Source organism: Xanthomonas arboricola pv. populi, assembly GCF_002939945.1.
GTDB lineage: Bacteria > Pseudomonadota > Gammaproteobacteria > Xanthomonadales > Xanthomonadaceae > Xanthomonas > Xanthomonas arboricola_A.
Genome location: NZ_MDEB01000010.1, coordinates 108,777 through 115,786, shown reverse-complemented (window position 1 = coordinate 115,786; position 7,010 = coordinate 108,777). Strand labels below are relative to the sequence as shown.

Sequence of the window (7,010 nt, the reverse complement as noted above, 5' to 3'; positions counted from 1 at the left end):
GCGGCCGGTAACGCGCCCAAGCAACTCAGCGGCCGCCAGGAAGCCTACGAAAACCTGATCAACCAGTATCTGACGCGTTGATGTCCCGTGGCCGGCGGCGCACTGCGCGTCGCCGGCCGATGTCGGCCGCCCCCGTGGCCGCTCCCTTGCATGCTTCCAGGTGAATCCATGTCCAGTGTCTCCATAAACGGCGCCCCCGATGCCGGCGAGAACACCCGTTTTATCGTCCTGATCAGTTGCGTAGCCACGATCGGCGGTTTTTTGTTCGGTTTCGATAGCGGTGTGATCAACGGCACTGTCGATGGCCTGAAGCAGACCTTCAATTCCAGCGCCGCCGAGACCGGGTTCGAAGTCGCCTCGATGCTGCTGGGTTGCGCCATCGGCGCCTTCTTTGCCGGCCGTCTGGCCGACCGCTGGGGCCGCCGCGCGGTCCTGATCATTTCTGCGGCGCTGTTCCTGCTCTCGGCCATTGGCGCCGGTGCCTCGCACAGTTCCGGCTTCTTCATCTTCGCCCGCGTGATGGGCGGCTTTGCGGTAGGCGCCGCCAGCGTTATCTCGCCGGCCTACATCGCCGAGGTCGCCTCCGCGCGCTATCGCGGCCGGCTCGCCACCATGCAGCAGATCGCCATCATCAGCGGGCTGTTCTGCGCGTTCCTGAGCAACTACCTGCTGGCCAACGCCGCCGGTGCCTCCACCGAACCGCTATGGGCCGGGCAGGCCGCGTGGCGCTGGATGTTCTGGATGCAGGCGGTTCCCTCGCTGCTGTTCCTGTTGCTGCTGCTGGTCATCCCGGAAAGCCCGCGCTTCCTGGTGGTCAAGGGCCGTCGCGAGCAGGCGCTGGTGGTCTTGAAGCGCCTGTACGGCAACGCCGCCGCGCAGACCAAGCTGGCCGAGATCTCGGCCTCGATGTCGGCCGACCAGCACAAGCCCAAGTTCTCCGACCTCATCAACAAGGCCACCGGCAAGATCCGCCCGATCGTCTGGATCGGCGTGGGCCTGGCGGTGTTCCAGCAACTGGTCGGCATCAACGTGGTGTTCTACTACGGCGCCGTGCTGTGGCAGGCGGTGGGCTTCTCCGAACAGGATGCGCTGCTGATCAACGTGCTCTCCGGCGGCCTCAGCATCGGCGCCTGCCTGGTCACGGTGATGCTGGTCGACAAGATCGGCCGCAAGCCGCTGCTGTGGATCGGCTCGGCCGGCATGGCGGTTTCGCTGGCCCTGGTGACCTATGCCTTCGCCACCGCCTCGCTGGATCCCAACGGCAAGCTCGCCATGTCCGATGCCATGGGCATGCTCGCGCTGGTGGCCGCCAACGTCTACGTGGTGTTCTTCAATGCCTCGTGGGGCCCGGTGATGTGGGTGATGCTGGGCGAGATGTTCCCCAACCAGATCCGCGGCTCGGGCCTGGCGATCGCCGGTGCCGCGCAGTGGACCTCCAATTTCGCCATCACCGTCAGCTTCCCGATCCTGCTCGGCAGCATCGGCCTGGCCGGCGCCTACGGCATCTACACCGTCGCCGCCTTCATCTCGGTGGTCTTCGTGCTCAAGTACGTTTACGAAACCAAGGGCAAGGAACTCGAGCAGATGGAGGGCTGATCTGCTCCGTTATGCTGATATCGGTACGTAAGACGAGGAAGGCCGCGCAATGCGCGGCCTTCCTCGTTGACGATCTCGCCTGAGCTCTTGCCGAGGTCTCGCATGCCTGCATCGCTGCAAGCGCCTCAATCGAGCTGGCTGTCATCGTGGAGGTGGATTGGGTGCGTGTGCCTGCTGAAGCAGTGCTCACGACTGCCTGCCGCTCTAGCCTGTGCTGTGTCAGGCGGCCTGACGCCCGTGCAGCCCAATGCACCAGCATAGTGCAATGCATGTCTTCAACGGCGATAACCGCCTTGAAGCGCACCGACTCTTTTTGCAAATTGTGCGCCACCGCTATACTCCAACAGGCAGTTTCCCTCCAGACTAGGGCGAATCGTGGAACCAAGGAGCGGTGGTATGGCGGTAGCCAAAGAGCTTGTCAGGGGCATGCTGATCAGCGTGTGCTACTGCTTGGTGTCTCTGATCCTCTGGCGCTTCTCCATTGACCAGTGGTATTTGCCAGTTGGCTTGCGGGTCGTCACCTTGCTGTTTCGACCGTATCGCGAATGGCCGTTCCTATTAGCAGGAGATGCTGCGGCCATGTTGGTCTTGCGTATTCCGCTGGGCGAGCTGCAGGGGTTCAACCCGCTATGGTCTTACCTGAGTCCGTTCCTGCATGTGCCCTTGATTGCCAGCGGTATTTTCCTGCTTCGTTACCATGTCCCTAATATCGTCAAGAAGCAGCACTGGCTTATTCCTGCCGCACTTGCGCTAGGGCTTTGGAATGCAGTCTGCAGTATGTTGTTAAATGAAACGCTCGGTGGTCCACCGATTTATCCCGTGATCGACCTGCTGCTGCGCTACTGTTCGGGTAGCTATCTTGGAATACTGATTTTGCTGCTTCCCACGATGTTGTGGACCAGTTGGAATGACGGTCCAGTGCATTCCAGTCTGCCAAGAGATCTTGCTGTTGCGGTCGTTTTCATCCTGGGGCTGTTCTTCAGTCTGGGTGTCTTGAGCAACCCATCGATTCGAAACATTTTGATGATCGCGATGCTTGTGCCGATGATCATCATGACCTTCAGGCATGGGTGGAAAGGTATCGCATTGGGGTCGCTACTTGCTAGCTTTGGGCTTGAGTTCTCTCTTCCCAGGGTCTATCAGGCGGGCTTCTTCGATCAACATGTTTTTAATATTCAGTTGCTCTATGGAGTCATGACGACCTCTCTTTTTATTTTTAACGCTCGTCTGCGTGAGTCTGCTCGCAGTAGTGTTTCAAATCGCGCAAAGGACGACGCCTTTCTATTCGCTCGCGCGAGCTATTCCAGTGCAGAACGTCTGTTGCGCAACCGCGTACTTGAATATTCTGATATCAATGTGCAGATCAACAGGATGCGCAAAGACGTCGTGGCTGATTTGAGGGCGAAAGGGCAGCACGCAGTTGCAATGGAGATGACACGGGTTGGTGTGCTTGAGTCGCAGTTACTGCAGCAATATGTGGCCGCACTTTATCCTTTGGAAATCGAGACGCACGGGCTGTATCAAGCGTTGCGTTCGCCAGCACTTGAGCGTTTCTGCCAATCTCGGTTTCAACACGTGTTTCGCGGAGATTGTAAGAATCTGTCGTTGGAGCTACAGCTAAGCGCGTATCGCAGTGTGCTCAACTGTGTCGAGATCTTGCCGTCAGCAAGCAGGCATTTCATCCAGGCGCGTGCGTGGACAGGCAAAGGGGCTAGGGGGGTTGTGGTGCGCGTTATTGCGGATTCTTCGTCAGCTGAGCCGGCTGGACGCGACTCAGACGATGTCGAAGCTGAACTGGATGCACGATTGAAGGCGCATGGCGGCATGCTTCGCCGCCGCCATGCGTTGGTTGTGACATTCCTTGTTGCTGAGCCTGATTCCGTGGAGGTCAGGGGGAGACTATCCACTGGTCCCCAGCTGCTTCACGCCGGGTTAGTACCTTGAAGTTCCTTGTTTGATAGACGAGTCGCGCTTGATCGCGTTGGGTTGCATCAAGTGTTGCCGGGTCATTTGAGCGCGTGCTTGCAGAAATCTTGTTTGCTGAAGGCAATACGACGCGCTCTACATCCTTACCCATTGGCAACGTCCAGAGGGCGTTGTCCACTCTGGCAACTACCGCGCGGACCACGCCGGTGACATCGTTGATTTGCAAGTAGGTGACTCCGTCGCGATGCAGTTCATATATGGCGAGCGATGGGTCAATGGCCAGGTTGGCGGCTTTAGGGTTGCTATCGCCAAGTCCTGTCATTGCATGCGCACCGATACCACCGCTAGAGGGGCAGCATTGAGCCATTGCCGCGCTCGATGCGAAAAGTCCGGCGATTAAACAGAAAATCTTCAGCCAAGTGTTTAGGTTCTTCATGATTTGCCTTCCCCTGCGCGGGGCAACTCCGCCTGCGATTCAGGCCCTTGTACGGTACGTCCTGACGAACAAGTTTTGTTGATTCTTGGTCGCAGAAAAATTGTTGCGGCATACCATTCGCCGATCAGCCAGGAAGAGTCAATCGTCTCCGCTATTACCTGGATCTATCCGGTCAGTCGTGATGTGCGGTGTTGGGATGCGCGTCCTATTTAGCGGTTCGGCTCGAGTTCGCCACCAGCACGCTCGAACCATTCAATCACCTGCTGAAGATGCGCCTAACCCCAACGACGCAAAAATTGCTGGGTGCGGTGGTCGCCGAGATCGCGCAGGCTCGCGAGACGTTGGGCGATGAAGGAGGCGGTTAGTGGCTGGGCGCAGTCGACTTCGATAGCGGCGCCAGGCGGTATAGCTGTCAGGGATGACGGGGGACATCGTGGTGCTCTTCGGCAAGAGTGAACGTGAGGGCGTCGGCGGGACGCGGCGGGCTTGCTTTTGCGCGTTGCCATCCGTAGCGGCATGCATGGCGATGGGCGGCGCTTGGTGCTCGATCTGTCGCAGTCGCTGAAAGCCACGGTGCGGTGGGAGGATAGGGCGCTGGTATTGGATATTGCTGCCGCTTGCGGCACTGCGTCGTTGTCCGCAGCCGATACGATCCGGTTGTCGCACTGGTCGCGCCCACGCGCTCGCGCCTGCATCTCTACCTGGTCGCCATCGACGCCGGCCACGGTGGCAAGGATCCGGGCGCGGTGCCGACGCGCGCTACGACAAGCATGTGGCCATGGCGGTCGCGGGGCGACTGCACCAGCGTCTGGCGGCCGATCCGCATTACCGGCCGACCATGATCCGCAGCGACGATCGCTTCGTTCCGTTGCACGAGCGGGTGTTGATCGCCCGTCGCCGCAATGCCGATATGTTCGTTCCTGCAGCAGCACGGCGGGCGCGACGCATCGCCGGTCGAGGAGGTTGCGCAATGGTTGCAACACAACGGTTCGTAGGCCACGCCGCACAGCCAACGCAGTCATCTGGCGGTGCGCCATCTGGAAAGTCTGCATGCCCACGATGCCATCGCCGAAACCGGCAGTAATGCCGATGCCGAGGCGTTTCATCCATTGGCCGAGTGAGGAGTTGCCATGCAGTGCAAACATCCACGTCGATCTGCCGTCGCTGCGCGCAGGTGCGGGGTCGTTCGCACGCTGCGTCGATGCGGACGCGCTGTCGCGCAGGTCTATGTGTTGATCGGGCCGTACATGATGTTCGTAGTGGGGTGATCGGCATCGGTCAAGCCGATGCGCCACCACCACGTTGCAGCATATGCAGCTGCAGGATTGAAGCGGGCGATCGACCGCATGTCTTGATGCACGGGTGTCTGGCGCCGCAACCGGCCTCAGCCCATTGGCACACCAGCACACCGGAGCGACGCACTCGCCCTGTGAGGATGGGTTTGCCCGACCTGGGGAACGGGATCATCGCGCATCACCCGACCAAGCGGCAGGTATCCATGCCCAATAACGCAAAAACCCCGCAATGCGGGGTCTTGGCGTGTTCTGCGGTCAGACGACGGTGGTGCTCCCTAGGGGACTCGAACCCCTGTTTTAGCCTTGAGAGGGCCACGTCCTAACCATTAGACGAAGGGAGCGTTTGGTGCGTCTTGTGCAGCGGGCTAGTATAGTGCGCTCAAACCCGTTGGGCAATCCTGCAACACAAGACGGAAGCGCCATCATCGAACCCTCAGTTAGATCTCCGTTCACGCTGCGCGTCATCCCACGCGACCAGCACACCATCTCGCGCAAGGACATCAGCCCCAACGCGCTGCGCGTGCTGTACCGCTTGCGCGAATCGGGCTTTGGTGCCTACCTGGTCGGCGGCGCGGTCCGCGACTTGCTGGTCGGCGGCCATCCCAAGGATTTCGACGTGGCCACCAGTGCCACGCCGGAAGAAGTCAAAGCGCTGTTTCGCAACTGTCGCCTGATCGGCCGCCGCTTTCGCCTGGCGCATGTGGTGTTCGGCCGCGAGATCATCGAAGTGGCCACGTTCCGCGCCAACATCGACGATGGCAGCGGCGACCGCGAACTGGATAACGGCCGGTTGGTGCGCGACAACGTCTACGGCACCATCGAAGACGATGCGATCCGTCGCGACTTCACCTGCAACGCGCTGTACTACGCGATCGAGGATTTCTCGGTACGCGACTACTGCGGCGGCTTCGAAGACGTGCAGGCGCGCCTGATGAAGCTGATCGGCGACCCGGAACTGCGCTACCAGGAAGACCCGGTGCGCATGCTGCGCGCGGTGCGTCTGGCGGCCAAGTTGAACTTCGATATCGAAGCCGGCACCGCAGAACCCATCCCGCGCCTGGCCGGGCTATTGTCCGAGGCCGCGCCGGCGCGCTTGTTCGAAGAGATTCTCAAGCTGTTCCTGTCCGGGCACGGTGTGGCCAGTTTCGAGGGGCTGGAGCGTTACGGCCTGCTCGGTGCGCTGTTCCCGGAGAGTGCGGCCGCATTGCGCTCCAACCGCAGTGGCGCATTGCGCGCCATGGTGCTGGAAGGCCTGCGCAACACCGATGCGCGCGTGGCCAACGACGAGCCGGTGTCGCCGGCGTTCCTGTTCGCCCTGCTGCTCTGGCCGGCGTTCTGCCGCACCCTGATGGGCCTGCAGGCACAGGGTGTGCAGCCGGAAGACGCGCAGCGTCGCGCCGCCGACCGGGTCACCCTGCATCAGCTCGAACGCGTGGCGCTGCCGCGCCGTTTCTCGCTGCCGATGCAGGAAATCTGGCTGCTGCAGACGCGCTTCTCCTCGCGCCAGCGCAAGCGCGTGTTCCGCACCTTGTCGCATCCGCGTTTCCGCGCCGCGTTCGATTTCCTGGTGTTGCGCCAGTTCGCCTCGGCTGATCATGCCGCCGATGTCGAATTCTGGCGCGAGGCACAGAAGTCCTCCGGCCAGGAACTGGTCGATGCGATCGAAACCGCGCAGGCCGATCACGCTGGCGAAGAGGATGCACCGCGCAAGCGGCGCCGTCGCCGCCGGCGCACCGGCGCGCCCGCAGGCGAGTAGG

The 7,010-nt window shown here is 61.1% G+C and carries 4 protein-coding genes, 1 tRNA gene and 3 pseudogenes; 5 read left to right on the top strand and 3 right to left on the bottom strand.

All coding sequences use genetic code 11. The annotated features are described in order from the left end of the window. Nucleotides 1-168: 168 nt before the first annotated feature. Both XaplCFBP3123_RS19890 and XaplCFBP3123_RS19885 read left to right on the top strand, forming a co-directional pair. Complete coding sequence (locus tag XaplCFBP3123_RS19890) at nucleotides 169-1,596, top strand: sugar porter family MFS transporter (RefSeq protein WP_172453399.1); 1,428 nt, start codon at nucleotides 169-171, stop codon at nucleotides 1,594-1,596. A gap of 396 nt (nucleotides 1,597-1,992) precedes the next feature. Then, complete coding sequence (locus XaplCFBP3123_RS19885; RefSeq protein ID WP_104535587.1) at nucleotides 1,993-3,540, top strand: MASE1 domain-containing protein; 1,548 nt, start codon at nucleotides 1,993-1,995, stop codon at nucleotides 3,538-3,540. Here XaplCFBP3123_RS19885 and XaplCFBP3123_RS19880 read toward each other — a convergent pair. Both XaplCFBP3123_RS19880 and XaplCFBP3123_RS21870 read right to left on the bottom strand, forming a co-directional pair. Next, entirely contained in the window at nucleotides 3,485-3,958 is a 474-nt protein-coding gene (locus XaplCFBP3123_RS19880; protein ID WP_104535586.1) for a hypothetical protein, read from the bottom strand. The genes XaplCFBP3123_RS19885 and XaplCFBP3123_RS19880 overlap by 56 nt on opposite strands. 209 nt (nucleotides 3,959-4,167) lie before the next feature. Continuing rightward, a pseudogene (locus tag XaplCFBP3123_RS21870) lies at nucleotides 4,168-4,390 on the bottom strand (hypothetical protein). 66 nt (nucleotides 4,391-4,456) lie between these two features. On the opposite strand from XaplCFBP3123_RS21870, the pseudogene XaplCFBP3123_RS19870 reads away from it, so the two are divergent. Further along, nucleotides 4,457-4,943: pseudogene (locus XaplCFBP3123_RS19870) on the top strand (N-acetylmuramoyl-L-alanine amidase family protein); the annotation flags it as partial. Then, nucleotides 4,873-5,079, top strand: a pseudogene (locus XaplCFBP3123_RS19865) (hypothetical protein); the annotation flags it as partial. The pseudogenes XaplCFBP3123_RS19870 and XaplCFBP3123_RS19865, both read left to right, overlap by 71 nt. Nucleotides 5,080-5,519: 440 nt before the next feature. Here XaplCFBP3123_RS19865 and XaplCFBP3123_RS19860 read toward each other — a convergent pair. Then, a tRNA-Glu gene (locus XaplCFBP3123_RS19860) sits at nucleotides 5,520-5,594 on the bottom strand. Nucleotides 5,595-5,641: 47 nt separating this feature from the next. Between XaplCFBP3123_RS19860 and pcnB the strand changes: the two genes are divergently transcribed. After that, entirely contained in the window at nucleotides 5,642-7,009 is a 1,368-nt protein-coding gene (gene pcnB, locus XaplCFBP3123_RS19855) for a polynucleotide adenylyltransferase PcnB (RefSeq protein ID WP_104535585.1), read from the top strand. Nucleotide 7,010: the final 1 nt, after the last annotated feature.